The organism is Streptomyces sp. NPDC057424, assembly GCF_042803315.1.
GTDB lineage: Bacteria > Actinomycetota > Actinomycetes > Streptomycetales > Streptomycetaceae > Streptomyces.
Map to the genome: position 1 here is coordinate 22,280 of NZ_JBHVCP010000058.1, position 26,668 is coordinate 48,947.

The following is a 26,668-nucleotide window of genomic DNA, read 5'->3' on the forward strand; positions in this document are numbered from 1 at the left end:
TGCGTGGCGGGCGGGGGCACCGGGAGCACCGGCGCCCCCGCCCGTCGTGTCCCATCCGCGTCCTCCCGTAGAGAAGGTATGTCGCGCCATGACGGCTGCTGTACTCAGCGAAAGCGTGGCCAGGGCCCTGTGCGAGCAGTGGGAGAGCCAGGCGCGGCCGACCCGCTCCCGCCCGCCGGCGGACACACCGCTGCGCGAACTGTCCCACTGGGCCGCGAACCTGCGTCCCGAGCACATCCCCTGCCGTGTCCTCAAGCTCGCGGCCAGCCAGGTGCTGTCCCAGATCGCCTCGATCCGGGCCGGTCTCGAACACCCGCTGGGACGCCGCCTGGTGGCCGCCTTCGGCCACCCCATGCAGCGCGACCCGCGCACCGCGGCGAGTGTCTTCGCCGCCCTCGGCTCATGGCTCAACCTCGACGACACCGCCTACGCCGGCCACCTGTCGAACTCCACCGTCGCCGTGCCCCTGGCCTTCGCCTATGCCCGCCAGCTCGACGGGCTCTCCCTGCTGACCGCGGTCGTCGCGGCCAACGAGTGCGCGGCCCGCATCACCGCCTCGGCCACCCTCGGCCCCCTGCGCGGACAGAGTGCCGTGCACACCCACCTGGCCGGTGCCGTGGCCGGACGGCTGCACAGCGACCGGGCCACGGCGGACCAGTGGGAGAACGCCTTCGGGCTCGCGTTCGCCATGCCCAACTGGCCGCTGATGCGCGCCTTCCTGGCCAGCGACGCACGCCTGTTCAACACCTTCACGCCCGTACGCACGGCGATGGACGCGTGCGACGCGGCCGTCGCCGGACTGCGTGGCGCTCCTGACATCATCGAGCATCAGGACGGCTTCCTGGCCCGGTTCGCGACGGTTCCGCTGCCGCAGGCGGTGGCGAAGGGGCTCGGTCGCCGCTGGCACACCGAGACCCTCTCCTTCAAGATGCACCCCGGCGGTCCCGGCATCGACGCGGCCGTGGACTGCGCCGCCGAGATCCACCGCGAACTCGGCCCGCTGCGCCCGGAGGACGTGCGGGAGATCGTCGTGGAGGCGTCCCTGTACACACTGTTCGCCGGGGAGCGAGCGGCCCGGTACGTCGATGGCCCCCGTTCCCCACTGGGCGCGCTCGTCCTCGACGTTCCCTACCCGGTCGCCACCACCCTGCTGACCGGTGAGTTCTCCGTGGAGGACTTCTCCGCGCCGCAGTTGGACGATCCCGTGCGCTGGTCGCTGGCCCGCCGGGTGCGGCTGGAGCACGACACGACCATGACCCGTGAACTCTTCCTGTCCGAGGCGCCCTTCGGTGAGGCGGTGCGCGAGGCGGGTCCGCTGGCCACCCCGTGGCTGCGTGGCTTCGGCGGTGACGAGCTCGTCGACCTCGTGGGCAGCCTGGAGGCCGACGGCCGGGACTTCTCCCGCTCCACCAAGGCCACCGGCGCCCGGGTCATCGTACGGCTTGCGGACGGGCGGACCGTCTCCCGTTCCCGCCTGATCCCGGTCGGTGCCGCGGGTCCTGACACCCGCTCCCGGCACTCCGAGATGGTCCAGGAGAAGTTCCTGTCCGTGGGAGGGCCGCACCGGGTGGCCGACGCCGTGGGGCGGTTGCACCGCATGCGCAAGGGAGGCGTGCGCCGATGGATAGAGGCTGCGTTCCTCGACTGAACTGAAGCACGCACAGGGGCCGGAGGCAGTCATTCCAAAGTCAGGTACATGTCAGAGCGACAAGGGAGAGTAGGTGAGGAAGTGCATCCGACTCGCAAAGGTGTTCCTCTCATGTCGCTCGACGCTCAGACCCGTGTGCTGGACTGGCCGTTCGCCCGGACCGAGAACGGTGAGCCCCCGCCGATCCTGGACGAGCTGCGCAAGGCGCCGCCCTGCGCCGTACGGATTCCGGAGGGCGCGGCCGAGTCGCGGCTGGCCTGGCTGGTGACCCGGTATGCCGACGTGCGCCAGGCCCTGTCCGACCCCCGGCTCAGTGCCGACGAGCGGCTGCCCGGTGCGCCGGTGCGCATCCAGTTACCACCGGACAACAACCCGAGCTCGTTCCTGCGCCTGGACGACCCTGAACACGCGCGGCTGCGCGGGTTGATCCAGACCGAGTTCACCATGCGCAGGGTGCGCGGGCTCAGGGAGCCGGTGCAACGGCTCGTCGACGAGCTCCTCGACCGGTTCGAGGACCTCGAGAAGCCGGCGGACCTGCACGCGGCGTTCTCGCAGACCCTGCCGACGCTGGTCATCGCCCGGCTGCTGGGAGTCCCGGACGATGACTCACCGTTCTTCGTCCAGAAGACCCAGGTCGTCATCTCCCAGGAGGACCCGGCGGCGGCGTACGCGGCGTTCGTGGAGATCTCCGACTACCTCGCCGAGCTGGCCCGCCGCAAGGCGCGGCGGCCCGAGGACGATTTGATCAGCCGGCTGGCCGTGCACCACGCGAGCGGCACGATCACCCTGGACGAACTCGTCGGCATCGCCCGGCTGGTGCTGGTGGCAGGCCACGAGACGACCACGAACCAGATAGCCCTCAACGTCCTGGGGCTGCTGCGCGACGACAGCCTGTTCGCCAAGGTGGCCGCCGACGACGGCGCCCTCATCCCGCGGTACGTCGAGGAGTCGATGCGCTACTGGTCGATCTCGCAGGACGCGATGGTCCGCCAGGCCCTCGAGGATGTCGACCTCGGCGGGGTGCGGGTCGCCAAGGGGGACGCGGTGGTCATCTCCGTTCCCGCGGGCAACCACGACGAGGCGGTGTTCGCGTGCCCCCGCACCATCGACCTGGACCGGGACACCGGTGGTCACCTCCAGTGGGGCCACGGCCCGCACTACTGCCAGGGCGCTCCGCTCGCGCGGATGGAGATGGAACTCTCCCTGCGCACCCTGCTGCGTCGCTTCCCCACCCTTCGGCTGGCGGCCGAGCCGAGCACGGTCTTCCGCCGAGGCACCGTCTTCCACGGGGTGACCCGTCTCCCCGTGACCTGGTGACCGAGAAAACACGAAACACCGAAAACAACACAGGAGAGCAGTCGGAATGACCTCTGGAGCAAGCCCGGACCTCACCGTCGAGGAGCGTGGACGGCCCACCACGGCACCGGTCGCCGCCCCCTCGGCCGGTGCCCTCGTGGTGGTGCTGGTGGGCACCTTCATCACCGTTCTCGACTTCTTCGTCGCGAATGTGGCGGTTCCGGCCATCAGGTCGGACCTGCAGGCCACTGCCGCCCAGGCCCAGCTGATCGTCGTCGGATACGGGGTCGCCTTCACGGCGGGCCTCATCACCGGCGGCCGACTCGGTGACATGTACGGCCGTCGGAAGATGTTCTTCCTCGGCATGACGCTCTTCATGATCGCCTCGGCGGCCTGCGCCTTCGCACCGACGATCACCGTCCTGGTGGTCGCACGCATCGCCCAGGGCGCGAGCGCCGCGCTGATGGTCCCCCAGGTCCTCGGCATCATCGGCACGGTCTACACCGGTGCCGCCCGCGACCGGGCCTTCACCACCTACGGCCTGATCATCGGGCTGGCGGGCGTCTTCGGCCAGTTCATCGGCGGGGCCCTGATCAGTGTCGACGTGGCGGGCCTGAGCTGGCGGACCATCTTCCTGATCAACGTCCCGCTGTGCCTGGTCTCGCTGGCCTTCGTCAAGCGCACGATTCCCGAGTCGCGCGGCACCGGCGGGACCCGGCTCGACCTGACCGGCGCACTGCTGGTCACCGGATCCCTGGCGCTCATCGTGTTCGCACTCCTGGAGGGCCAGGAGCGGGACTGGCCGGCATGGGTCTGGGGCTGCCTGGCCGGGGCCGCCGTCCTGGTCACGGTGACCGTCCGGCATCTGCGCCGGCGGGCCGCGGACAACGCCGGGCCGCTGATCGAACCCGCGCTGTTCCGGGTCCGGCTCTTCACGGTGGGCCTGGCCGCCACGGTCGTGTACTTCCTCGCCATGGGCTCGTTCTTCTTCATCCTCGCCCTCTACCTCCAGCAGGGCATGGGCCTGTCGCCCCTGGAGTCCGGCCTCGTCTTCCTCGCGGTGGGCGCCGGCTACTTCGGCGCCTCGTTGGTGTCGGCGCGGTTCACCGGCAAGCTGTCCGCCCGGACGGTGGCCTGCGGTCCGCTGACCCTCGCGGTCGGCTACACCGCTATCGCCTTCACGGCGAACGGGCTCGGTCCGGAGGGGAGCGTGCTCTGGCTGCTGCCGATGCTGCTCGTCGCCGGACTGGGCATGGGTCTGACCACCGGACCACTGACCAACCTGGTGCTGGGTGCTGCCGTACCCGAGCACGCAGGCTCCGCATCGGGGCTGCTGAACACCGCCCAGGAGGGCGGGGCGGCACTCGGTGTGGCGGTCGCCGGATCGGTCTTCTTCCCGGCGCTCGCCCGGGCGGGACGCTCCGCCGACGCCTATCCGGACGCGTTCGCGATCACGCTCGTCCCGCTCGTCGCCCTCGGCCTCGCCGCCGCGGCCCTGGTGCTGTTCGCACCCGGGCGCGCCGCGCGCGGCTGACGCGTCCCGCCGGCCACCAGAGACTCACCAGAGGAAGGGAACGCCCATGCCGTACGTCACGACCAGGGACGACACCCGGCTCCACTACAAGGACTGGGGTGCCGGGCGCCCTGTCGTCCTGCTGGGCACCGCCATGATGGACTCCCGCATGTGGGAGTTCCAGGCGTCCTTCCTCGCCGAGCGGGGACTGCGCTGCATCACCTACGACCGGCGTGGCTGCGGACGTTCGGACGCCCCCTGGGACGGGTACGACTACGACACCCTCGCAGCCGACCTCGCCGAGGTCATCGACCATCTCGACCTGCGGGACGCGGTGTTGGTGGGGTACGCGGTCGGCGGTGGCGAGGCCGTGCGCTACCTGTCCCGGTACGGCGCCGGCCGGGTGGCGAAGCTGGCACTGGTCGCCTCCACGACGCCGTTCCTGCTGCGGACCGAGGACAACGCGGACGGGCTCGACATCGCCCTCTTCGACGAGATGGCCGAGGCCATCCGGCGGGACAGGGCGCAGTGGCTGAGCGACTGTACCGTCCCGTTCTTCGGCGGCCCGAACGCGGATCCGGCCGGTCTGCCGGTCTCGTCCGAACTCGCGCGATGGCTGGTGGGCACGGGTCTGGAGGCCTCGCCGCGGGCCGGGACCGAGATCTACCGGACCCTGTTCACCACCGACCAGCGCGCGGAGACCGCCGCGATCACCGTGCCCACGCTCGTCATCCACGGCACCGAGGACCTCGCGGCGCCCTACGCCCTCTGCGGACCGCGGACGGCGGAACTCATCGACGGCAGCCGGTTCATACCGTACGAGGGTGCTCCGCACGGTCTGTTCGCCACCCACGCCGAGCGGCTCAACGAGGATCTGCTGGCCTTCGTCAAGGAGTGATGGCCGCGCCCGTCCTGCGCCGGACTGCCCGGACCCCCAGGGTCCGGGCAGTCCGGCGTTCAGTGCAACGGCACGAAGGCGTCGATGATCTCCTCCACGCGCTCCACGAGGTCCTCGCGGTTGTTGAGCACCCAGGACATGTGCTGGGCGCCGAACACGGCGGCGCCGAGCGTCCGGGCCATGGCCTCGGGATTGGTGTCCTCGGGAAGCCTTCCCGCCTCGCGGCATTTGCTCAGGAGCTCGGTCAGCACACTCAGCATTCCCACGTACGGCACCGGCAGCTCGGCCTTGATGTAGGGCCGCTCGATCTGCAGACGGGCCCCGGCGTGGACGAAGACGTCCTCGCGGAAGGCACGGCCGAGACGTCTCAGGACGTCCACGAAGGTCGAGGGTGATGCCGGATCACCATGTTCCAGAGCGCCGTTCACGGTCTCCTGCAAGCGCCGGTAGAACTCCTCCAGCACTGCGACGGCGAGCGCCTCCTTGTTGGGGAAGTGGAAGTAGACGGCTCCCTTGGTCATGCCTGCACCGTCGGCGATGTCCTTGATGGTGACCTGGGGAAAGCCCTCGGTGGCGAACGCCGCCGCAGCGGCGTTGAGGATCGTTCCCCGGGTGCGGATCGCGCGTTCCTGCTTGAGGTGCGACGTGTTGTCGAAGGAGGTGCCCGCGGTGAGGCGGGCCCTTGGCTCATTGCGCTTGTTGCTCATGACGTCCATATCGTGCTGCGCCGGTTACTGCCTTCTGAGCGTCCCCAACCTCCTTGCTGTTGCGAGCAGTTGGCTCCATGGAAGCGCACCGCGGCGAGGCTTGCAATATACCTTCGCGCAGGTATATTACTGATGCGCAGAGAGGGGGCTTCGCACGTCTGTTCGCTCGCAGGGTGTCTCCAGCCGAGAGGCGAGGTATTCAGATGTCTGTCGTACTCGATGATTCTAGGATCATGCAGGCGCCATCCAAAGGTGCCGAGGTCGAAGTACTCAGTTTCCTTCAACCCGTCACACGCGAACTTGTGCATCGCAGTTCTATCGCCGAGGTGTTCGTCACCGACGGTGTCCGCACCGGCACGAACACGTTCTCGGTGGGAGCCCAGTGGCCGCGCGACCACGCGCTGTATCACCCGGACGAGAACGGACTGAATGATCCGCTGCTGTTCGCGGAAACGTTGCGCCAGGCCCACTTCTACGGGGCCCACACGTACTTCGGTGTGCCCCTCGGATCCCGCTTCATCGGTCAGGACGTCAGCTTCGACATCACGGACCCGGCCGCGCTCCGCGTCGGGGGCGCACCACTGGCTGTGGTCCTGCACGGGACGTGGACCGAGGAGCGGGACCGGCGGGGACGGGCGGCCGGGGCGCGCCTGGATGTGACGCTCACGGTCGACGGCCATCCCTGCGGGCGCGGTCACACCCGGGGGCTCATGCTGGACGACCGGCGCTACGGGCTCTTACGGGGGCGTCCAGCCGCGTGCGACGAGGTGATCCCTCCTCGTCCCGCGCCGGACGCCAGGATCGCACGGCCGAGCCGGGTGGGCCGGCTGCGGTGGAAGGACTGTGTACTGGAACGGGACCGGCCCGACCAGCGGTGGGGGCTGCGGGTCGACCGTGATCACGCGGTCCTGTTCGACCATCCCACCGATCACGTACCGCTGATGGTCATGCTGGAGGGCTTCCGGCAGTTCGGCCATCTCACCGTTCATGAGGCGTTCCGCTCGACGTACGCCGGACAGGCCTTCGCCCTGGCCGGCCTCTCCCTGGACTGCGCCGCCTTCGGCGAGCTGGGAGAAGAGATAGTCCTGGACCTCGAGGAGGGGCCGTCCGACGAGTTCACCCTGCGCGTCGCGGCCCGCCAGGGGGAGAGACTGCTGGCCCGTGCCGACATGACCTGGAAGTGCGTGGGCAGCCGCGCTCCCTGGTCGCGGTTCGCCTCCTGGTGACCTGCCGGCGGCCCTGCCGTGGCCTGCCTCAGTGCGCGGGGGTGTCGTCGAGCGCCTGAGAGAGGGCCTCCCACATCGCGTCGACGGCGTCGGCTTCCTCGGAGCCCGCCCGCCCGCGGCCGGTGTCGAATCCGGTGTCCGTCAGGAACGCGCCGAAGAGCGCGGCCACGATGAGGTCCGCCAGGGGGATGGTGGGGATCGAGGCGTTCCAGGGGCCCGCTTTCTGGGTCTCGCGCACCAACTGGAGGACGAGGCCGTGTGTCTCCGTCAGAAGAGGAATCGGTTCGGCGGCCGAGCGGGCGGTCTCCGCGGACAGGCGCAACGCGGCGAGGGCCCGCGCATCCGTACCGAAGAGCCGGCCGAGGCCGAGGAAGAGTGACCGCAGGCGGCTCAGCGCCGGGTGGGGCGAGACCCTGGCTTCGGCGAGCAGTTCCCCCAGCGCATCGGACAAGTGGTTGTCCAGCGCGACGGCCAGGTCCTCCTTGGTCGCGAAGTGACCGTACAGCGCGCCCTTCGTCAGTCTGATGCGGTCCGCGATGTTCTGCAGGTTCGCGTTCGCGTACCCGTACCGCGCGAACTCGTAGGCGGCCGCGTCGAGTACGCGGTCGTACGTCCGCAGGGCACGTGCCTGTTTGGGCATGACGCTCCCCTTCTGTGCCGGCTCCGTAGCGGGACCGAAGTGCAAAAGATACGTTCGGGAACGAATTCTATTCATCGAATGAGGTGCTCGCCAGAGATGCAGCGTCACAATCCGGTGGACGACCACGTCGACGAGAACTCGCCGGTGCTTCCGGTGTCCGTCCTCGCCGCGGCTGAGAGCGCGGCCACCCACGCCATGGTCGCCGACGATGCCCGCAGGCTCGGGGACGAGACCGTCGCACTCCTCACCCATGCCGGCTTCGCACGCCACTTCGTGCCCCGCGCCTGGGGCGGTACGGAAGGAACGTTCGGGAGCCTGGTCACGGCGGCCGCCGCGGTGGGGGAGGGATGCGCCTCAGCGGCATGGTGCGCGGTCCTGTGGGCGGCCCACAGCCGATTCGCGGCATACCTGCCGAACGAGGGCCAGCGAGACCTGTGGTGGGCCGGCCCGGACGCCCGGATCTGCGCCTCGGTCAAGCCGTCCGGCGAGGTGAGCCGGCTGCCGTCCGGTCGGCTGCTGAGCGGTGAGTGGGAATGCGTCAGCGGGGTGGACTTCGCGGACTGGCTCCTGGTGTGCGCCCCCGAGCCCGGCGCGGAGGGCGCGGCACGTCTGCGCATGTTCGCGGTGCCGAAGGGCGACTTCCGTGTGCGCGACTCCTGGAACAGCAGCGGGATGCGCGGCACCGGCAGCCACACCGCGGTGCTGGAGGCCGCCTTCGTGCCGGACCACCGCAGCTTCCCCATGGAGGACCTCCTGGCGGGGACACCCGGCCCGGGACGCTCCCGGTGTCACACCGTGCCCGCCCACCTCGCCGGCGGCCTCCTCTTCTGCGCCCCGGCTCTCGGTGCGGCCCGCGGCGCGCTGGCCGTGTGGTCGGTCTGGGCGGCCCGGGCCCAGGCCCGGGGACTTCCGCAGCACGACGGCAGCCGCCTGCACCACGCCCTGGCCCGTTCGGCCGACGACATCGAGGCAGCCGAACTCCTCCTCCTCGACGCGGCCAGATGCGCCGACACGGGCACCCGCGCCGAGGCCGACGTCCTCAGAAACCGGCGAAGATCCGCCGCCGCCGTCGATCTGCTCGTGGACGGCGTCGAACGGCTCTTCCGGACCGCGGGCGTGAGCGCCTGCGCCGGACCGGGCCCGATCGAACGCAGCTGGCGGGACATCCACACGGTCGCCGCCCACCAGATGCTCCGCAGGGAGGCGGCAGCCATGGGCTACGCGGCGTCCGTCTTCTCCTCGCTCACCGACCACGGCTCCCTGGCCGCTGTCAGGCCTGCGGCACTGCGGGAGGCGTCCGCGTCATGAGCATCGAACCGCTGTCGCCGCAGGACGACACCCCGCCCGCCTACCTGGTGTTCTGCGACATCGACGACACTCTCATCCGCTGCAGGAGCGGCGTGGAGTTCCTCCGCCACTACGCCGGGTTCCGGCACGGCGCCGAGGGCGTGAGGGCCGCCGACGAGCTCCTCGCGGACCTCTTCGCGCGGATGGACGGTGGCATGTCACGGGAGGAGGCCAACCGGGAGTACCACCGGGCCTGGAGACGCAGTCCGGTCGACGAGGTCGAGGACCAGGCCGGGCGGTGGTACGAGCAACGCAGCAGGGCCGCGGACTTCTACATCACCGAGACGGTCGACGCCCTCCGCCGGCACCGGGCCGCGGGCGCGGCCGTGGCGCTGGTCTCCGGTTCGTTCCCACCGCTGATGCCCCATGTCGCGAAGGCCGTCGGGGCACAGTACGTGCTCGGGGCCAGGCTGGAGCGGTGCGGCCGTGTCCTGACCGGTGAGCTGACGGGCCGGCCCGCCATCGGTGAGGGCAAGTGCGTCCTCGTACGCGAACTGCTCGGCCTCCACCCCCACATCGACCCCGGGAACTGTCACGCGTACGGCGACCACCCCTCCGACCTGCCCATGCTGCACATGGTTGGGCACGCCACGCTGGTAACCCCTGACGGGTCGCACGCGCCCGTGAAACCGGCGGCCATGGTCTGACACCCCTGGTACCCGCCGTGCCGCCGGACCGCCCCGCCCGGCTCCGGCCCCGCGACGTGTGTCCCCGGGGGGAACGTGCCCGGGGACACACGTCCCTCGTCGCCGAGCGAGGGTTCTGTGACAGGCCTGCGGAGGCCGCGGTGGCCCTCCACGACGCCTGTCGCTACCTGCCCGCCGGTGCCCAGGCCGGCGTGGGCGGTGACTGGTACGACGTCGTTCCGCTGCCCGGTGCCCGGGTCGCTCTGCGGCCGGCCCGTGCTGCTCGTCCAGCGACTCCGGCAGACGGTTGCCGCAGTCTGCTCAGCCCTGAGCAGGACGGACTCTCGGCCTTGACGCTCGTTCGGCGCTGGTTCCGGCGATTCTCGCCGAGATCATTTTAGGCTCCGTCGGTACCGACGACCTCGCCCAGGACAGAATGTCGGAATGGAGGCCACCCATCGCTTTGAGGGTTCGAAGACAGGCGCGCGGGACGGCCGAAGGGTGGGGCTGCGCCTCTACGACCGGTGCGAGGTAGTCCTCACCGGGCCGGACGCGTTCGTGGATGCGGCCATCCGGTATTTGTGGCCGCAGGCGCGCCCGGTGCCCGGCCGCGACGGTCTGCCACAGGTGCGACTCGTGCTCGGCCGCATCGCGCCCGGTCTGGTGGCCGATGCCTCGCGCCGGAGGGTCATGCTCTACTCGTCGCCCGACGGCCACGTTCCCGATTTCAACGAAGGCGTCGAGTACATCGGGGTCCCCGGTGTGGACCGCCTCGTCCTCAACCCCCACACAGGGAGCCACTTCCTGATGGCGGGTCACCGCGTCTGTGTGGTCAATCCCGAGTTCGAGGCGGGCAAGCGCGACGCCTTACGGGTCGTCAAGCAACTGGTGACGACGGCATTCGAGGCAGTGGGGGTGGTGACGGTCCACGCGTCCGCGTTCGCCCTGGGAGACGAGGCCGTCGCCGTAGCCGGCCCCGCGGGTGCGGGCAAGACCTCGACAGTCCTCGCCGCGGTCGTGGCGGGCGCACGCATGGTGGCCAACGACAAGCTGTACGCCTGTACCGACACCGACGGCACTCATGTCCGAGGCTGGACGGACCCCATCAGGGTGATCGATGCTCCGGGACATCCGAAACGGAGCGCCACTCTCGCGGCCTACTTCGCCGGTGACGCCGACCGTGTCGTCACGGACCCTCTGCCGCTGAAAACGGTGGTCCTGGCGCGGGTCGGCACGTCGTCGGTGCCCGTTCGCTGTGAGGAACTCAACCGGACCGCCGGCCTTCTGCTCCTGCGGCGGGAGGTGCTGCCGCCCAGAGTCCGGTGGCTGGGAACGGAGCCCTCCCCGGCGAGCGATCCGGCGCCGCCGACCGCCGATCGCTTTCTGTGCCTGACGTATGGCTACCGGGACGCCGCACGCGCGATGGACCTGCTGATGAGACGCCTGGCGGCCTGAGCGCGCCACGCGGGCGGCCGTTCGCACCTGTGGTTCCCGTTGCCTGTGGGTTCTTCCCCAATATGCCAACTGCTGTTCATGCGCGTGACTTTGCATCACAATGGGCCGCTCGGGCGCCGCTGCCTCGGCTGATGTCGCGCGGAGCTCGCGGCACACGAGGCGGGAGGGCTTGAACGTGTCCACAGGAGCACGCCGGATCGTCGCGTGGCTGGTCGGGGCCGTCTGTCTGGCTGTGGTGAGCTGGCTGGTGGTGACGGCCGTACTCGATCTGCCCACCGGCGACAGCACGGCCAGTGTGGTCGCGGCCGTCGTGGCGGTGATCGGGCTCGGCCTGTCAGGGATCACTCTCCTGCGGACCCCTGGAAGCACCGGATCGGGCCCCGGCAGCGGCAGGACCCTCCGGGTCCGGGCCCGCGGCAGGGGGAGCATCGCCGCAGGCGGGGACGTGCGGGGCAACGCCGTGGGAGCCAGGGCCAAGGTGACCGGGGCGACGGGGGGCCCTGCGGGCGACCGCCCGGGCCGGGGCGAGCGGGACGTCAGCGCGCGGGGCACGGGTGCCATCGGAGCGGGTGGGAACATCGTCGACAACGCCATCGGCGAGGACAGTGAGCGATGAGGCTGTGGCCCTGGCGGTGGGGCTCTCGGGCATCGCGTACCAAGGCGTCGGCGGAGATACGTACCGCGGGACCGGGTGAGGACGCGGAACCGTCAGCCTCTTCGCGGCTCGCAGCCATGCCCGGAGCCGCGTCCGCCACCGACCACACGCCTGTGCCCGGGACCAGGCCCGACGGGCGGGCCGTACGGTCCGTCGTCCGGGCGGACAGGGGAGCGCTGGGAGCCGGCGGCGACATGATGGGCAATGCCATCGGCCCGGGCAGCAGCACCACCTTCATCGAACAGGTGGTGGTCGGCCGGACCTCCGGCCTTGAGACGCCTTGCCGTCGGCAACTCGCGCCGCCGCCCCTGGGCGAGACCGCGCACAGGGCGGGGATCAGCGCGGCGGTGAAGGCGGCATTGCTGGGCGGGGAGCACGAAGCCCGGGCACCGGTGCTGTTCCTGGAGGGCTACGGCGGGATCGGGAAGACGACTGTCGCGCTTCAGACCTGCCGGCTTTCGGAAGTGGCCGAGCGCTTCCCGGGCGGAGTGGTGTGGACGGTCGTCGGCCAGTCACGGACGGGTCCCGACCTGGCCGACCACATCGCGGACATCTGCGAGCACCTGTCCGGACGCCGTCCCACCACGACCGACCCTCTCCTCGTGGGTGCGCTGCTCGGGGAGATCCTCGACGCAAGCGGTCCCGCCCTCGTGGTGGTCGACGACGTCTGGACCGAGGAGCAGGTCAACGCCTTCCTCGTCGGAGGTGCCGGATCGGCCCGGATATTCACCGCACGGAACAGGGGTCTGGCGCCGGCCGTCGCCGAGATCGTCGAGGTGGGCCAGATGACGGAGGACGAAGCACGCGTGACCGCGTCGGCCGGTCTGCCCGCGGTAGACGCGTCGGTCCTGGACAGCCTCCTCCGCTTCGCCAAGGGCTGGCCCGTGCTGCTGGGTCTGATCAACGCCTCGTTGCGGGCCCACATCCAGGCCGGCGGACCACCGGCCGAGGTGGCCGCCTGGGTCGCTCACCTCGTCGCCTCGCACGGGCCGGAGGCGCTCGATGCGACGATGCCGCCCCACATGCGCTCCACGGTCGCGGCGACGGTCAGTGCGAGCCTGGACCTGCTCTCCGCCGAGGAGCGCGAGCGCTACATCGACTTGGCCGTCTTCGACGAGGACGCCGAAGTCCCCGAGCACGTCGTGGCCCTGCTGTGGAGCGTGACCGGGGGACTGGAGCGCACCGGGAGCCGCAGGATGGCGGCTCTGCTGTCGTCCCTGCGTCTGGTGTCGGAACGCTGGTGCGACGGCGGGCCGGCGATTGCCGTGCACGACGTCCTGCGGTCGTATGTGCGCCACCAGATGTCTCCGGCCGACCTGGTGACCCGCAATCAGTCGCTGGTGACCGCGCTGCGCACCTTGCTGCCCGTTGGTGCCGCTGCTCAGTGGTGGCTGCTGCCGCAGGGCGAGAAGTTCGCGCTGCAGTACCTTCCGTACCACCTCCAGGCGGCCGGGCTGCACGGCGAACTCGCCGAACTCGCCTGCGACCTCCGGTGGATCGAGACACAGATCCGGCATCTGGGCTCGGTGGTCCCCGCCGTCTCCACGCTGTCCGGAATCCGCACCGCCCGGGCCGACTCGCTCAGGACCGTACTCGATCGTGACGTCGAGGTCTTCGTCCCGGAGGCCGCGCCGTCGGCCGTCGGGGCGACTCTCGCCAGCCGGCTGGCGGGAACCGGGGAACTGGAAGGCGTGGTCGGACGCTACCTCGACGGGATGCCGCGACCACTGCTGCGCGCACACTGGCCGCTGCCCTACACCGACACGGCCGCCGACGACGGACACACCGGCCCGATCGGCGACTGCGCGGTGTCACCTCGCGGTGATGTGATCGCCACCGCGTCCGACGACCGGCTGGTGATCCTCTGGGACCCGGCCACCCTCCGGATCCGCCGTGTCCTTCGCGGGCACAGTCAGCGGGTACGCGCCTGCGTGTTCAGCCCCGACGGATCTCGGCTGATGTCGGCGGCGACGGACGGGACCGTCCGAATCTGGTGCGTCGACGACGGCCGTGTGCTGCACGTTCTGGGTGAGCACTCCGCCCGCGTGCTGGGATGCGCGTGGTCGCCGGACGGCAGGTGGGCGGCCTCGGCCGCCGGCGACGGCACGGTGACCGTCTGGGACGCCGGCACCGGCGAGAAACATCGTGAGATGCGCAGCCCCAGCGGAAACGAGTGGGACTGCGCCTTCAGCCCCGACGGGCACGGCCTCGTCTCGGTGGGCGAGGACGGGGTCCTGCGGATGTGGGACATCGCCCGGGGCGCCGTGCGCTGGAGCACCGCCGTGCACGGGGGAAGGATCCGCTGCTGCACCTTCGCCCCGTCCGGCGCCCTGATCGCCACGGCGAGCAGCGACGCGACGGTCCGTGTGCTGCGAGCCGGCACGGGGCAGGTGGCGCACGTCCTGCGGGGGCACACCGACCGTGTCCGCTCCTGCGCGTTCTCACCCGACGGCACCCTGCTGGCGAGTTCCTCGGAGGACCGGACGATCCGGCTGTGGCACACGGAGAGCGGACGGCAGATCCGCCTCCTGCGCGGACACACCGACTGGGTGGGCGCGTCGGTCTTCACGGCGGACGGCGGGACCCTCGTCAGTTGCGGCGGGGACGCGACTCTGCGGACCTGGGACGTGACTGCCGACGTACCGCCCCGGACCGTACGCGCGAAGCGCCGGGCCGTGGGGTGTTGCGCGTTCTCCCCGGACGGACTGCGCGTGGTGGCCGGGCACAGTGACGGCGTCGTCCAGCTCTTCGATGTCGTGACCGGACGGGTGGGGTTCGAGGCAGAGGGACACGACGGCAGAGTGCTGGACTGCGCGTGGTCGTCCGACGGGGACGTCGTCACCGTGGGCGGTGACGGCGAGTCGGTGCTGTGGGACGCGCGCACGGGCACGGTCCGGCGCCGGTTCAAGCGCCATTCGGGACGTGTCTGGGGATGCGCGGTCTCCCCGGATGGCGCCCGGATGGCATCGGCGGGCGAGGACGGGGTCGTGAGGGTCCATGATCTGCGCACGGGGGATGTCCTCACTGAGCTGGTGAACCACGAGGGCCACGCGCTCGGCTGCGCCTTCTCACTCGACGGCGCGCGCCTGGCCTCTGTCGGGGACGACGGCAGGCTGAGGCTGTGGGACAGCCACACCGGCCGTCTGGAGTCGACACTCTCCACGGGTCGGGAGACCTCGCTGTGGAGCTGCCGCTTCTCGCCCGACGGTTCACTTCTCGCCTCGGTCGGATCGCCTGCGGCGGCTCTTGCCCTGTGGTCGACCGCCGACCGGACTGTGGCCACGTCCGTCCCGATCGGCGGGGACCGGATCACCGGTTGCGCGTTCTCCCCATCGGGACGGCAGATTGCGACGTGCGGCGACGAGGGCTACCTGGGTGTGTGGGACGTAGCCACGGGCGCGCCCCTCACCGGAATCCGGGTCGCCTATCCGCTGCACAGATGCGCCTGGTCCGGCACGGGGGCGGGGGCCGTGATCGCTGCTGCGGGAAACGGCGGTTTGTACCTCTTCGCCTACGAGGACGAGTGAGGACTCAAGGCTCGAGCTCGTGCCGGATGAAGCCGTGCCGTGAGTACGACGCCGTCTGGACCAGTTCGGTCACCAGTCGGCCGGGGGTGTGCTTCCGGATGGCCGCCAGAAATTCCCGGTTCCCCCCGGCGAACAGCCGTGGGGTGATGTCGGGATGGTCGAGCAAGGAGACCCCGGGGACCAGACCGTAGGTCCGCCCGTTCAGGGTCAGTCGGTCTGCGGACTGAGCGATGCGCAGGGAACGCGACGCGGCCATTCCCCAGCCGTGCGGGACGACGAGGCGGTCCTCGCCGGTCAGGAGGCGTACGGCATTGAGGCCGCCAACAGTGGGCCGGAACATGGCGATCGGCCGTCCCACCGCACTGAACACGGGCACCTCCTCGTCGGGCTCGCACAGGTAGCATCCGATCGCCGCGGAGGCGGGCGTCGGCATGAAGTAATGGTGCTTGTGGTATTCGCCGACGATGCCGATGCGCCCGTTCAGCAGCATGGTCGCCACGAAGCGGTGCCGCAGCGTGTTGAACCGCAACAGCATCTGTGCGAGATCCGCGAAGAGTTCCGCCTTGTGTCCGATCAGAAGTCGGACGCGCCGTTCCCCCTCGAAGACGCGCACCGCGTCTTCGAACCAATTTCCCGGCGTGGGACACAATCCGTTGAACTGGTCCTTGAACTCCTTCTCGTTGCTGTGCAGCAGCAGCGCATATCTGCCGTCGCTCGCTCGGCGGCAGGTGAGGATGAAATGGTTCCCGCGGTTGAAGTTCCACTCGTAACTGCTGTCCTGGGCGATGCGCCCGCGCAGTGCGCCCACTGCCTCCTCGGTGAAGACCTCCGCCGGGTCGCCGTCGAGCCAGAAGACCGACGACGTGTCGATGTTCATCGTGGTGTCCACCGGAACCACCGGAACGCGGCATTCCCATTCAACGAGGCAGCCGGTGGCAAATCCCCCGGCCAGTCGCAGGGCGTCATAGGGGATTCCCAGGTCAGCGGCGGGGCTGAGTCGGCAGTCCGCCCGGGGATCCAGTGTGCGTAAGGCCCTCCGCAGCAGTGATTCGGTGTGCCGGAGGTAGGGGATGAGGAATTGTTGTGCCCGGTCGTGCTCGACTATTTCGTCCGGTGCGGACACCAGTCGTGCTCCTCTTCCAAGGGCTCCGTGAGGGAAAGGGGGCGGGCTGTCTACTGAGCGGCGGCGGCTTCGATCTCCCGCAGCGTGCCGTCGGAAACAGACAGCCCTGCCGCTCCCGCCCAGTCGTCGACCTGTCCAGGAAGGCGTGCGCCGACGATCGCCCCGCTGACTCCGGGCCGGCTGAGTACCCAAGCCAGTGCGAGCTCGGAAACGGTGTGGCCGAGTGAGCCGGCGATCGTCCGCAGGGCATCGACGACGGCCAGCTTCCTGGTCAGTGCGGGCTCGGCGAATTTGGCGGACTTCCTGCGCCAGTCGTCGGGTGCGAGGTTCTCGACGCGCTCATGGTCGAAGGCACCGGTCAACAGCCCGGAAGCCAGAGGTGAATACGCGATGACGCCCGTGCCGTGGTCCGTGCACCAGTCGAGGAGCGGAAGCGATCTGCGGTCGAGGAGGCTCAGTGACGGCTGTAGCGAGTCGACGTGCCGGACGGCCTCGCAGCGGTCGAGTAGTCCACCGTCCACATTCGACAGCCCGATCCAGCGGACCTTGCCCTCGTCGACGAGCTCCGCGAGCGTGGCCCAGGAGTCCTCGAGGGGAGTGCCGGTCCGGGTGTCCGGCCGATGAATCTGGTAGAGGTCGATCCGGTCCACGCCAAGGCGTTTCAGACTGGCCTCGCACTCCTGGCGGATGCTGCTCGGCCGCAGGTCGGACACGACCTTTCCCGGATTTGCGGTGTCCCAGACCCGCCCGCACTTGGTGAAGACCAAAGGCCGCTCGGACGTTCCGAGTTGTCGTAACGCCGTGCCCACCACCTCTTCGGAATGACCGCACCCGTAGGCGGGAGCGGTGTCGATCCAGTTGAGGCCCCGGTCGACCGCGTGGAGGACGGTCCGTACCGAAACGGTGTCGTCGACCGGTCCCCACCCGTACTCGTATGGTCCGCCGATGACCCACGTGCCCAGTCCCAGGCGCGTGATCTCAGGGCCTTCGCGTCCCAACCGCATGGTGTTGAGCTGATCCTGGACGGCTTGTGATCGCGCCTTGTCTGGATTCACGGTGGCGCATCCTACTTGAGGTGAAACTAGCTGTCGATGCACGGGTTGTGGAGCGATGGGAATTTGATCCCATGTGATCGTCGGTGTTCATGATCTCAGTTTTGCTGAGTGCAGCCGCACTGATCCTTTCGCCAATGTCCGTGCGTGGCGCACGGGGCATCCTGCGGCCGGCGTGCCGACTGTCTATGCCGACTTACCGACGGTCGAGGCCCGGGAGGCCAAGCGGGTGGTGAGGCACGCGAGAACCTGCCTCTTGCGGCTCGGCGGGCAGGGGCGTGCAACGTCATCGAGCGCAGTCACCGGTGGGACCCCACCCGGCGCGTGCGCGGAGACTCGGGCATACGAGCCAAGGGTGACGGCGCCCCGTATCGGCCCGCCAGGGGTCTCCCCGCTGCCAAACTCCCCGCAGGGAAAGCCTTGTTGGGGGTACGGGTGAAGCAGGGTGGGCGGGGCCGGGTATGACGGACCAAGGCGTCCCGGGGGGACGCGCGGCGACGGGGGGCAACGGCCGGCCGGGCCCGGCACGTGTGGACGGGGCGGACGGGCAACGGCAGGGCGACGGGACGGCGGCGCCTGCGGTGCCCCGACACGTGGCGTGCGTGATGGACGGCAACGGCCGGTGGGCGGAGCGGCGCTCGTTGCCGCGCACTGCGGGCCACCGGGCCGCAGAGGCCACCGTCATCGACATCATCGAAGCTGCCCGGGCCGCCGGCGTCGAATGGCTCAGCCTGTACGCCTTCTCCACCGAGAACTGGAACCGGCCCGGCGATGAGGTCGACTACTTGATGAGCCTGGTCCGCCGGGTCGTGCGGAAGCACGCGCCACTGCTGCTCGCCCGCGGCATCCGATGCCGTTTCCTCGGGGTGACGGACCCGCGCGTTCCCGGAGAACTGGCGCGGGACTTCGAGGATCTGACGACGCTGACCGGCGACAACCGGGGGATGACGCTGACCGTGGCCTTCGACCACGGCGGGCGCCGGGACATCGTCGAGGCGGCCCGGTCGCTGATCCGCGACGGGACTCCCGCGGACCAGGTGACCGAGCGGCTCTTCGCCGAGCACCTGCCGTTCCCCGACACCCCGGACGTGGACCTCGTCATCCGCACCTCCGGCGAACAGCGCATCTCCAACTTCATGCTCTGGAAGGTCGCCTACGCCGAGTGGGTCTTCCCCGAGGTGCTCTGGCCGGACTTCCGGGCCCCCGACTTCCTCGCCTGCCTGCACACCTACCGGCGGCGCGACCGCCGCTTCGGCGGCCTGCCGCCCCGGACGAACGGAGACCCCCGATGACGACAGGGACGACCGGCGTACCTCCTACGGACGCCACACGACCGGATGACGGGCCTTCCCTGTTCGGTCCGGACTCACAGTTCCACACGTTCTTCGACGACCCGCGCTGGGCACTCGGCCTGATCCGTGCGACCGTACTGGAGGCGGCACACCCGCAGGTCGGTGCAGCCCTCGCCGACAACTCCACCTTCGTCACCCACCCCTGGCGCCGGCTCCGCAACACGTTCCTCAGCATGCGGCGCATGTTCAGCGCCGATCCCGCGGTACGGGAACGGGAGGCCGCTCGGCTCAACCGGCTGCACGCCCGTATGAGCGGCTCCGACTCGCGCGGCCGGGCCTATGACGCGATGGACCGTGCGACTCGTGCCTGGGTCGTCGCCACCCTCTTCGAGAGCGCTGTCACGATGTGCCGGCTGAGCGGCCAGCCGCTCGACCAGGACACGATGGAGCGGATGTACGCCGAGTACCGCGCGTATCTCGCCGCCCTCGACGGTGACGCCGACGAGCTCCCCGGAGACGTCAACGACTTCTGGCCTTACTTCGACCGGGTCGTCGAGAACGAGTTGGAGAACACCGAGGCGGCCCGCATCATCCTCTACCGGCTCTTCGACCACCTGCCCGCCCCAGCCCTGCTCGACGGCCTGCCGACGCTGTGGGCGGCGGGCCGGGCCGTCGCCGGTCCGGTCCTCGGCGCCATCACCGTCGCCTCGCTCCCCGAGCCGTACCGGCGCCGGACCGGCCTTCCGGAGATGCCCGGCGCCCAGGCCCTCATGCAGGGCGCCTACCTCGCCGCCGGACTGGCCCGCTTCCTGCCCGAGGGCTGGATCAACGCCGAGAGCGTCATCGAACTCCTCTCGCTCTCGCCCGGGAGCGACGATCCTCGCGCCCGGACGGTGGCGGCTTTACGCGGCCGCATGAAGCGGGCGTCGTCGCTGCTCCGCCTCCTCACCCCACTGGGCGACGACCCCGCTCCGGCCCCGGCGACACGCGCGGGGGAGGACCGGCGTTCGGCGGCGGAGTTCTTCCGCCAGGTGCTGGACCAGACCGGTGACGGCCATCTCGACTGGCCGGACCTCGCAGCCATGGCCCGCGAGCTCTCCACCCGTCTCGACCTGGACGAACCCGAGGAGACGCGACTCTACGACGCCTTCGCGGCCTGGTGGCGCGAGCTCCAGGCCGCCCTCGACACGGACGGTGACGGCCGTGTCAGCGCCGACGAGTACGCCGCCGCCGTCCCCTCCCTCGCCGGACCCGCGCTCATCCGCGTCGCCGAGGTGCTCTTCGACGCCACCGACAGGGACGGCAACGGGACCATCGACGCGGACGAGTACCGGGCCCTCTTCCGCACCGCCTTCCACCGCGACCTCGCCACCACCGACGGAACCTGTGGCCGCAGCGCCTTCGTGAGTGACTTCCTCTCCTTCATGTCCGCCCGCCGCACGAGCACCCCGTACGACCCTCTTCTCGCGGACGCCTAGCACGGCCGTCCCGTCTCCAGGAAAGACGCCCGGGCCACTCGTCGGACCACCCGCCACGATCTTTACACCGGTTAAAACATGCAAATTTCGAATACAATCAGAATATGACGTGCCAGGAGGACGAGAGGGAAGAGCGGCTGCGGATCCGGTAGCCGGGGCGGAGCAGTCCGCTTGAGTGAAGGAGCGCGTGATGAGCAGGGCCGTGGTGGGCTTGATGGCCGGAATGGCGCTGGGTTTCGCCGCGTATTTCGGCAGCTTCTGGGCTTTCCTGCTGGTACTGGGGCTGGGCGTCGTCGGTCTCGTGGCCGGGCGTTTCGCGGAAGGTGATCTCGAACCGGGCGACTTCGTCCGCCGCCGAGACCGGCAGGATCGTATCCGCGATGACCGGCGACAGGCCCGGGGAGACTGGCGGCGGTGACCGGTGAAGCAGATCGGCGTCCGGGCACCCCCGCGGGGAGCGCGGTGTGATCACCACCCCGCCGACCGGGTCGTCGCGAAGATCGCTTCCCGGGTGGAGCGCGAGGCGCACCGTCACGGTGCCCGTCGCGTCGACCACGACCCCCTCGCCGCACACCAGGACGGAATCCCGCCGACCACGCGGGGAGGAAAGACCGCATCCTGGCCAGGCGTGCCTCCCTTCGGGCATGCCACCGTCCGCTGTAGAGAGTGGGCATGATCCTCAAGCATCCGTCCGACCGCGGGGGCTCGCGGAGTCAGCCGTTTGAGAGGCTGGCCGAGAACGCCTCACGGTTCACCAGCTCAGCACCGTTCTTCGGGATCTGCCTGATCCTGGTTGCCGTGGCTGTCACGTTGCACGTGATCGGCCTGCCGATCGCGTGGCTCCTGTTCGTGGGCGAGGCGATGTCGGCGGTGACCCTGCTCCTGGTGGCGCTGCTGAAGAACGCCGAGCTGCGGGCCGAGCGCGCCGTCCAGCGCAAGCTGGACGCCATCGCAGCCGCCCTGCTCGAAGGGCAGGAGGGCGGCGGTCCCGGAGAAGCACACCGGAAGCTGCGGTCCGTCCTCGGCGCGGAAGAGAAATACTGATCGCCCGGTTCCCGCCAGCGCCCCTCCGTGTCCCCGTGAAGTGGCTGGTGGAGCGTCGCTGGCCGATCCGCCCGGAGCCACGGATCAGATGGTCCCTGGGCCGCGAGCGGGCGGTGGTCCGCGACGCGATGCCGTGCCGGCGCGTCCAGGGACCGCTGTCCGAGCCGTACGACCTGCCCGCCCTGGACCGCGAGGACGCGGGGCGGGCTCCGGAGCACACCGCGGCGATCGCCGGCGTGCGGACGGCCGGGCTGCCGTGGCACCGGGTGCCTGGTCGCTGCGGGCGCCTCACGGTGTTGGCGGGTGTGTCTCCGCCAGGGCCTCGCTCTCGTGGTGGCGTTGGGTGCCGAGGGTGAACTCCCGCGTGTACGCCGTCCCGTCCATCGTGTCGCGCAGGCGGGCCGCGATGCGTTCCACGTCGCCCCGTTCCGCCGGGGGGTGCGGGGCGCCGGCGCGTTCCCGGGTCGCTGCGGCCGTGCCGAGGAGGCGGGTTGCCCGTTCCGGGTCGTCCGTGAGGGAGTAGGCGCCCGCCAGGCCTTCGAGGGCCAGGGCGACCGAGCGGGGGTCCTCGGTCGTGGCAGCGGTGGTGAGGCCGTCCCGGTGGTAGGCCAGGGCGCGGTCGGCGTCACCGCGCTGTTCGGCGCTGAAGCCCAGTTCGGCCAGGACCAGCGCGAGGCCGGGGCCGTCGCCGCGGCGGCGGTTCCAGGCGAGCCAGGGCCGCAGCCACTCCTCGGCGGCGTCGAGGCGGCCCTGGCGGCGGGCGCTCAGGGCGAGGCCCAGCGCGGCGAACTGCTCGGCCGGCTGGTTGCCCTGCTCGACCGCGATCCGCAGGGCGCGCCGGTGCAGGTCGTCGGCCTCGTCGTAGCGCTGGGTGAGCAGGGCGATCCTGCCGAGTCCCGACAGTTTCGTGGACACCTCCGGCCATGTCTCCAGGGCCTGGGCGATGCGCAGGCTCTCCCGCATCAGTTGGGCGGCGAGGTCGTAGTCGCCGTTGATCTCGGCGAGCCTGCCGAGCACGTCCGTCGTCTTCAACCGGCCCCACAGGTCGCCCAGTTCCGCGAAGTGGGCGCGGGCCTCCTCGGCGTTGCCGCGCAGCGACTCCAGGTCCCCGCGGGCCAGGGCGAAGCACGCGCGCGTGGTCAGCGCGGCCGCGGTGCCCCAGGCGTCGCGCAGGGTGCGGAAGCGGACCAGGACCCGCTCGACCCGCTGCTCGCCCTTGACCAGCGCCCCCACGGTCCACTGTGCGTGCGCCAGGAACCACTGGGCCCTGGTCGACTCCGGCGTGGACTCCGCCGGGTCCTCCTCCAGGGCGTCGCACTCCCGGTCGTGCTCGCCGAGCAGCAGGCGGATGCCCGTGTACCAGAACACCGCCTCCACACGCTCCTCGGGCGCGGCCTCGCCCGGCGTGTCCAGGGCCGTCGCCAGCGCCCTGCGGGCCTCGCCCAGCCGGCCGCGCACATACCAGTACCAGGTCAGCGAGTTGACCAGGCGCAGCGCTTCCTGCGCGGCCCCGGCCCGGCCGGCCTCGGCCAGTGCGCGCTGCACATTGGCCGCCTCCAGGTCCAGGTACTGGAACCAGCGGTACTGCTCCCGCTCGTGCAGATGCGGCCGGGCCCGCTCGGCGAGACGGACGCAGTGCCGCAGGTGCCGGGCGGCGGTCCCGGCGTGCTCACCGGACTCGGCGAGCTGGTCACGCGCGTAGACCGCGACGGACTCCAGCAGCCGGTAGCGCGGGCCCTGCGGTCCCTCGGTGCGGACGGCCAGCGAGCGTTCCACGAGCAGGCCCAGCGCGTCGAGTACGTCGGCGGGGGACACACCGCCGCCGGAGCACACCTCCTCGGCGGCTCGCAGCCCGCACCCCTCGCCGAACACCGACAGCCGCCGCAGAACGGTCTGTTCGCGGTCGTCGAGCAGGCCCCAGCTCCAGTCGAGTGTGGCCTGCAGCGTCCGGTGACGTGAAGGGGCGTCCCGGTAACCGCTGTTGAGCACCTTGAAACGGTCGTCGAGCCGGTCGTGCAGTTCCCTGATGCCCAGCGATTGCACGCGCGTGGCGGCCAGTTCCAGGGCGAGCGGGATGCCGTCGAGGCGTCGGCACACGTCGGCGACGAGGGGGGCGGTGGCTGCGTCGAGCGTGAAGTCCGGGTCCGTCGCCCTGGTTCTGTCCACGAAGAGCCGTACGGCCCCCGCGCTCGTCAGGGCGTCGAGGTCCGGGCCGTCTTCCGGGGGCAGCGACAGGGGTGCCACCGGATACACCGACTCGTCCCGGGTGCGCAGCGGTTCCTGGCTGGTCGTCAGGATGCGGAGGTGCGGTGCCCGGCTCAGCAGCAGGCCGGCCAGTCGCGCGACCGCTTCGACGACGTGTTCGCAGTTGTCCAGCACGAGCAGCAGCCGCCGGCCGGCCAGCGCGTTGGCCAGGCGGTCCGCCGGGCCCTCGGCGTCGTCGTCCGAGGTGTTCTCCCGGATGCCCAGCGTCGCCATCACCTGCTCGGCCAGCGCCTCCGCGCCGGCGAACCGCTCAAGGCCACCGGCGTCCGCGAGCTCCACCAGCCAGGTGCCCTCGCCGAACGCGCCCGCGAGACTCTCCGCCGTGGCCTGTGCGAGGCGGGTCTTGCCGACCCCTCCCGGGCCGGTGAGCGTCACCAGGCGGCGCTGTAAGAGCAGAGCCCTGATCGCCCGTACGTCCTGTTCGCGGCCCACCAGGGGCGAGGCCGGCCCGCTCGGCCCCGGCCCCGCCCGCACCCCCGCGGCGGACCGCGCGGGCGGCTCCGGCCGGGCCAGGTCCGGGTCGTGGCGCAGGATGGCCCGCTGCAGCGCCTCCAGGGACGGGCCGGGGGTCAGCCCCAACTCCTCGTCGAGCCGGCGCCGCACGTCGTTGAAGCAGTCGAGCGCGTCGGAGGAGCGGCCCGCCCGGTACAGCGCCCGCATCAGCGCGCCCCGTAGCCCCTCGCGCAGCGGATGCTGCTCCACCAGCTCCGTCAGCTCACCCACCAGGAGACTGTGCTCGCCCAACTCCAGCCGCACCCCGGCGTGTTCCTCCACCGCCGTCAGCCGCTCCTCCTCCAGGCTCGCCGCCGTCGGCCGTACGGACGGCTGGTCGGCGAACTCGGCGAAGGCGGGGCCGCGCCACAGTGCCAGCGCCTCGGTGTACAGCGCCGCCCGCGTCACCGGGTCCCCGACGGACCGGGTCCGGGCGACCAGTGCACGGAACCGCCCGGCGTCGAGCGCTCCGGCCGGGATGTCCAGGACGTATCCGGGCGGCCGGTGCGCGATCAGTTCACGGGCGCCCGCCTCCGCGTCCTGCAACGCACGCCGCAACTGGGAGACCTTGGCCTGGAGCGACGCCGTGGGCCGGGCCGTGAACGTCGAGCCGCCCCACAGGTCCTCGATGAGCCGCGCCGCCGGGACGACCTGCCCGTGGTGGGCGAGCAGATCGGCGAGGAGCATTCGCACCTTGACTTCGGGTACCCGCACGACACGACTCTCGTCCGTGCGCACCTCCAGCGGCCCCAGCACCCCGAATTCCATGATCTCAGCGTAACCGGCCGACGACCGGCGCGACGTGCGACGAAAGGGGCCCGTCCACCGCTCCGAAGGGCGCCCCCGCAGCGTTTCCGAAGTCGTCCGAAGCGAATCCGAAGGGGCACTTGCCAGGGTTCCCCGAGGAATGCGGTTCGGCGCTGAGGCGGAAGGCGGGAGCAGGTGGCCGAGAAGGAACGACTGCGGCCGGCGATCATCATCGGCAGCATCAGGAAAGGGCACCGAACACAGTCGGACGTTCCCGGCGTCCCGGAAGAACGCGACAGTGGTTCCGGCGATTCGGCGATTCCCGGCCCGGCGCTCTCAGACGCGGCGGCTCCGTCATCCGGCGCGACGTCCACCTGCGGCGCTTCCACGGCGACATCCAGGGCTTCTCGCTGCGCGCCCCCGCCCACGCCGACGTCAACCTCGAACTCCGGGGCCGCGTCCCCGGCAGGCCAGGAGCCCGGCACCGTCTTCCTCTGAGTCGGCACCCCGGACCCGCTCTCCTTCCGGCGCGCCCCGCGTGCCGGCTCGTTCAGCACACCACTTCGTACTGGAGGATCAGATTCATGGGTGACAACCACACCTCGGTGTCGGTGCTCGGCCTCGGCCTGATGGGGCAGGCCCTGGCCGCCGCCTTCCTGAAGGCCGGTCACACCACCACCGTGTGGAACCGCTCGGCGGACAAGGCCGACACTCTCGTCGCGGACGGCGCGGTCCTCGCCGCGCACCCCGCCGACGCCGTCACCGCGAGCGACCTGGTGGTCGTGTGCGTGTCGACGTACGACGTGGTGCACGCCGTCATCGGCTCGCTCGGGGACGCCCTGCGCGGCAAGACCGTCGTCAACCTGACCACAGGCTCCTCCGAGCAGGCCCGGCAGACCGCCGAGTGGGCGGAGAAGAACGGCGCGCAGTACCTCGACGGCGCCGTCATGATCACCCCGCCCGGCATCGGCGCCGCGACCTCCGTCCTCTTCTACGCCGGTGACCAGGCCGTCTTCGACGCCCACGAGCCCGTGCTGAAGCTCCTCGGAGGCGGCACCACCTACCTCGGCACCGACCACGGCAAGCCCGCCCTGTTCGACGTGTCGCTGCTCGGCCTGATGTGGGGCGCCCTCAACAGCTTCCTGCACGGTGTGGCCATCGTGGAGACCGGCGGCGTCAAGGCGCAGGACTTCCTGCCGTGGGCGCACATGTGGCTCGACGCCATCAAGATGTTCACGGCCGACTACGCCGCGCAGATCGACGCCGGCGACGAGGAGTTCCCGGCCAACGACGCCACCCTGGAGACGCACCTGGGGGCGCTCAAGCACCTCGTCGAGGAGAGCGAGGCGCTCGGCGTGGACACCGAACTGCCCAAGTACTCCGAGGCGCTGATGGAGGGCGTCATCGCCCAGGGCCACGCCAAGCACAGCTACGCCAGCGTCGTGAAGGCATACCGGCGCCCCAGCCGGTGACCGGGTCCGGTATGCGCCTCACCCTCTGACGAAGGGGCCGGTTCCGGTCTGAAGGCGGCGGGCGCCACCGCGCTCACCGCCGGTGCTCTCACGGCGACGGCGCCGCTCCCCGACGCGGCCGAGGGCACGCCCTACGACGCCTTCGACGTCCGCGCCGGATACGCG

Annotated in this window: 20 protein-coding genes; 15 read left to right on the forward strand and 5 right to left on the reverse strand. The window is 70.8% G+C overall.

The window, feature by feature from the left end:
- Positions 1–88 precede the first annotated feature (88 nt).
- From ACFU3E_RS31835 to ACFU3E_RS31850, 4 genes are all read left to right on the forward strand, one after another.
- Positions 89–1,648, forward strand: coding sequence for an MmgE/PrpD family protein (locus ACFU3E_RS31835; RefSeq protein ID WP_384166069.1), 1,560 nt, complete (start codon positions 89–91; stop codon positions 1,646–1,648).
- Positions 1,649–1,759: 111 nt separating this feature from the next.
- A complete protein-coding gene (locus ACFU3E_RS31840) occupies positions 1,760–2,965 on the forward strand; it encodes a cytochrome P450 (protein WP_384166072.1) in 1,206 nt (401 codons plus the stop codon).
- Positions 2,966–3,011: 46 nt separating this feature from the next.
- Entirely contained in the window at positions 3,012–4,478 is a 1,467-nt protein-coding gene (locus ACFU3E_RS31845; protein WP_384166075.1) for an MFS transporter, read from the forward strand.
- Positions 4,479–4,524: 46 nt separating this feature from the next.
- Positions 4,525–5,355, forward strand: coding sequence for an alpha/beta fold hydrolase (locus tag ACFU3E_RS31850; RefSeq protein WP_384166078.1), 831 nt, complete (start codon positions 4,525–4,527; stop codon positions 5,353–5,355).
- A gap of 59 nt (positions 5,356–5,414) precedes the next feature.
- Here ACFU3E_RS31850 and ACFU3E_RS31855 read toward each other — a convergent pair whose 3' ends face one another.
- On the reverse strand, positions 5,415–6,062 hold the full coding sequence (locus ACFU3E_RS31855) for a ScbR family autoregulator-binding transcription factor (RefSeq protein ID WP_384166081.1): 648 nt from the start codon (positions 6,060–6,062) through the stop codon (positions 5,415–5,417).
- Positions 6,063–6,295: 233 nt separating this feature from the next.
- Between ACFU3E_RS31855 and ACFU3E_RS31860 the strand changes: the two genes are divergently transcribed.
- Positions 6,296–7,288 carry a ScbA/BarX family gamma-butyrolactone biosynthesis protein gene (locus tag ACFU3E_RS31860; protein WP_384166084.1) on the forward strand — a complete coding sequence of 331 codons (993 nt, stop codon included), beginning with the start codon at positions 6,296–6,298 and terminating at the stop codon, positions 7,286–7,288.
- A 28-nt stretch (positions 7,289–7,316) separates the two neighbouring features.
- Here ACFU3E_RS31860 and ACFU3E_RS31865 read toward each other — a convergent pair whose 3' ends face one another.
- Positions 7,317–7,928, reverse strand: a complete 612-nt coding sequence (locus ACFU3E_RS31865) for a TetR family transcriptional regulator (RefSeq protein WP_384166087.1) — start codon at positions 7,926–7,928, stop codon at positions 7,317–7,319.
- Between the two features lie 96 nt (positions 7,929–8,024).
- On the opposite strand from ACFU3E_RS31865, the gene ACFU3E_RS31870 reads away from it, so the two are divergent.
- The 5 genes from ACFU3E_RS31870 (at position 8,025) to ACFU3E_RS31890 (ending at position 15,538) form a co-directional block, all read left to right on the forward strand.
- Positions 8,025–9,236, forward strand: a complete 1,212-nt coding sequence (locus tag ACFU3E_RS31870; RefSeq protein WP_384166090.1) for an acyl-CoA dehydrogenase family protein — start codon at positions 8,025–8,027, stop codon at positions 9,234–9,236.
- Positions 9,233–9,922 carry an HAD family hydrolase gene (locus ACFU3E_RS31875; protein WP_384166093.1) on the forward strand — a complete coding sequence of 230 codons (690 nt, stop codon included), beginning with the start codon at positions 9,233–9,235 and terminating at the stop codon, positions 9,920–9,922. The genes ACFU3E_RS31870 and ACFU3E_RS31875 overlap by 4 nt, the downstream gene beginning before the upstream one ends.
- Positions 9,923–10,345: 423 nt before the next feature.
- The gene (locus tag ACFU3E_RS31880) at positions 10,346–11,356 is read left to right on the forward strand and encodes a hypothetical protein (protein WP_384166096.1); all 1,011 of its coding nucleotides are present in this window, start codon (positions 10,346–10,348) and stop codon (positions 11,354–11,356) included.
- 175 nt (positions 11,357–11,531) lie between these two features.
- Complete coding sequence (locus ACFU3E_RS31885; protein WP_384166099.1) at positions 11,532–11,972, forward strand: hypothetical protein; 441 nt, start codon at positions 11,532–11,534, stop codon at positions 11,970–11,972.
- Positions 11,973–12,124: 152 nt separating this feature from the next.
- On the forward strand, positions 12,125–15,538 hold the full coding sequence (locus tag ACFU3E_RS31890) for an NB-ARC domain-containing protein (protein ID WP_384166102.1): 3,414 nt from the start codon (positions 12,125–12,127) through the stop codon (positions 15,536–15,538).
- A gap of 4 nt (positions 15,539–15,542) precedes the next feature.
- Here the strand turns inward: ACFU3E_RS31890 and ACFU3E_RS31895 are convergent, their stop codons facing one another.
- Both ACFU3E_RS31895 and ACFU3E_RS31900 read right to left on the reverse strand, forming a co-directional pair.
- Entirely contained in the window at positions 15,543–16,661 is a 1,119-nt protein-coding gene (locus ACFU3E_RS31895; RefSeq protein ID WP_384166105.1) for a hypothetical protein, read from the reverse strand.
- 50 nt (positions 16,662–16,711) lie between these two features.
- Positions 16,712–17,716: an aldo/keto reductase gene (locus tag ACFU3E_RS31900; protein WP_384166108.1), complete on the reverse strand. Its 1,005-nt coding sequence runs from the start codon at positions 17,714–17,716 to the stop codon at positions 16,712–16,714.
- Positions 17,717–18,174: 458 nt separating this feature from the next.
- Here ACFU3E_RS31900 and uppS point away from each other — a divergent pair, with 458 nt between their 5' ends.
- From uppS to ACFU3E_RS31920, 4 genes are all read left to right on the forward strand, one after another.
- Entirely contained in the window at positions 18,175–19,005 is an 831-nt protein-coding gene (gene uppS / locus ACFU3E_RS31905) for a polyprenyl diphosphate synthase (RefSeq protein WP_384166111.1), read from the forward strand.
- The gene (locus ACFU3E_RS31910; protein WP_384166114.1) at positions 19,002–20,483 is read left to right on the forward strand and encodes an oxygenase MpaB family protein; all 1,482 of its coding nucleotides are present in this window, start codon (positions 19,002–19,004) and stop codon (positions 20,481–20,483) included. Before uppS ends, ACFU3E_RS31910 begins: the two co-directional genes overlap by 4 nt.
- Before the next feature lie 190 nt (positions 20,484–20,673).
- A complete protein-coding gene (locus ACFU3E_RS31915) occupies positions 20,674–20,901 on the forward strand; it encodes a hypothetical protein (protein ID WP_384166117.1) in 228 nt (75 codons plus the stop codon).
- A gap of 254 nt (positions 20,902–21,155) precedes the next feature.
- The gene (locus ACFU3E_RS31920; RefSeq protein WP_384166135.1) at positions 21,156–21,527 is read left to right on the forward strand and encodes a low affinity iron permease family protein; all 372 of its coding nucleotides are present in this window, start codon (positions 21,156–21,158) and stop codon (positions 21,525–21,527) included.
- A 288-nt stretch (positions 21,528–21,815) separates the two neighbouring features.
- Here ACFU3E_RS31920 and ACFU3E_RS31925 read toward each other — a convergent pair whose 3' ends face one another.
- Entirely contained in the window at positions 21,816–25,052 is a 3,237-nt protein-coding gene (locus ACFU3E_RS31925; protein ID WP_384166120.1) for a BTAD domain-containing putative transcriptional regulator, read from the reverse strand.
- 563 nt (positions 25,053–25,615) lie between these two features.
- Here ACFU3E_RS31925 and ACFU3E_RS31930 point away from each other — a divergent pair.
- Positions 25,616–26,503 (forward strand): NAD(P)-dependent oxidoreductase, encoded by an 888-nt coding sequence (locus ACFU3E_RS31930; protein ID WP_384166123.1) that lies wholly within the window; start codon positions 25,616–25,618, stop codon positions 26,501–26,503.
- The last annotated feature ends 165 nt before the right edge of the window (positions 26,504–26,668 follow it).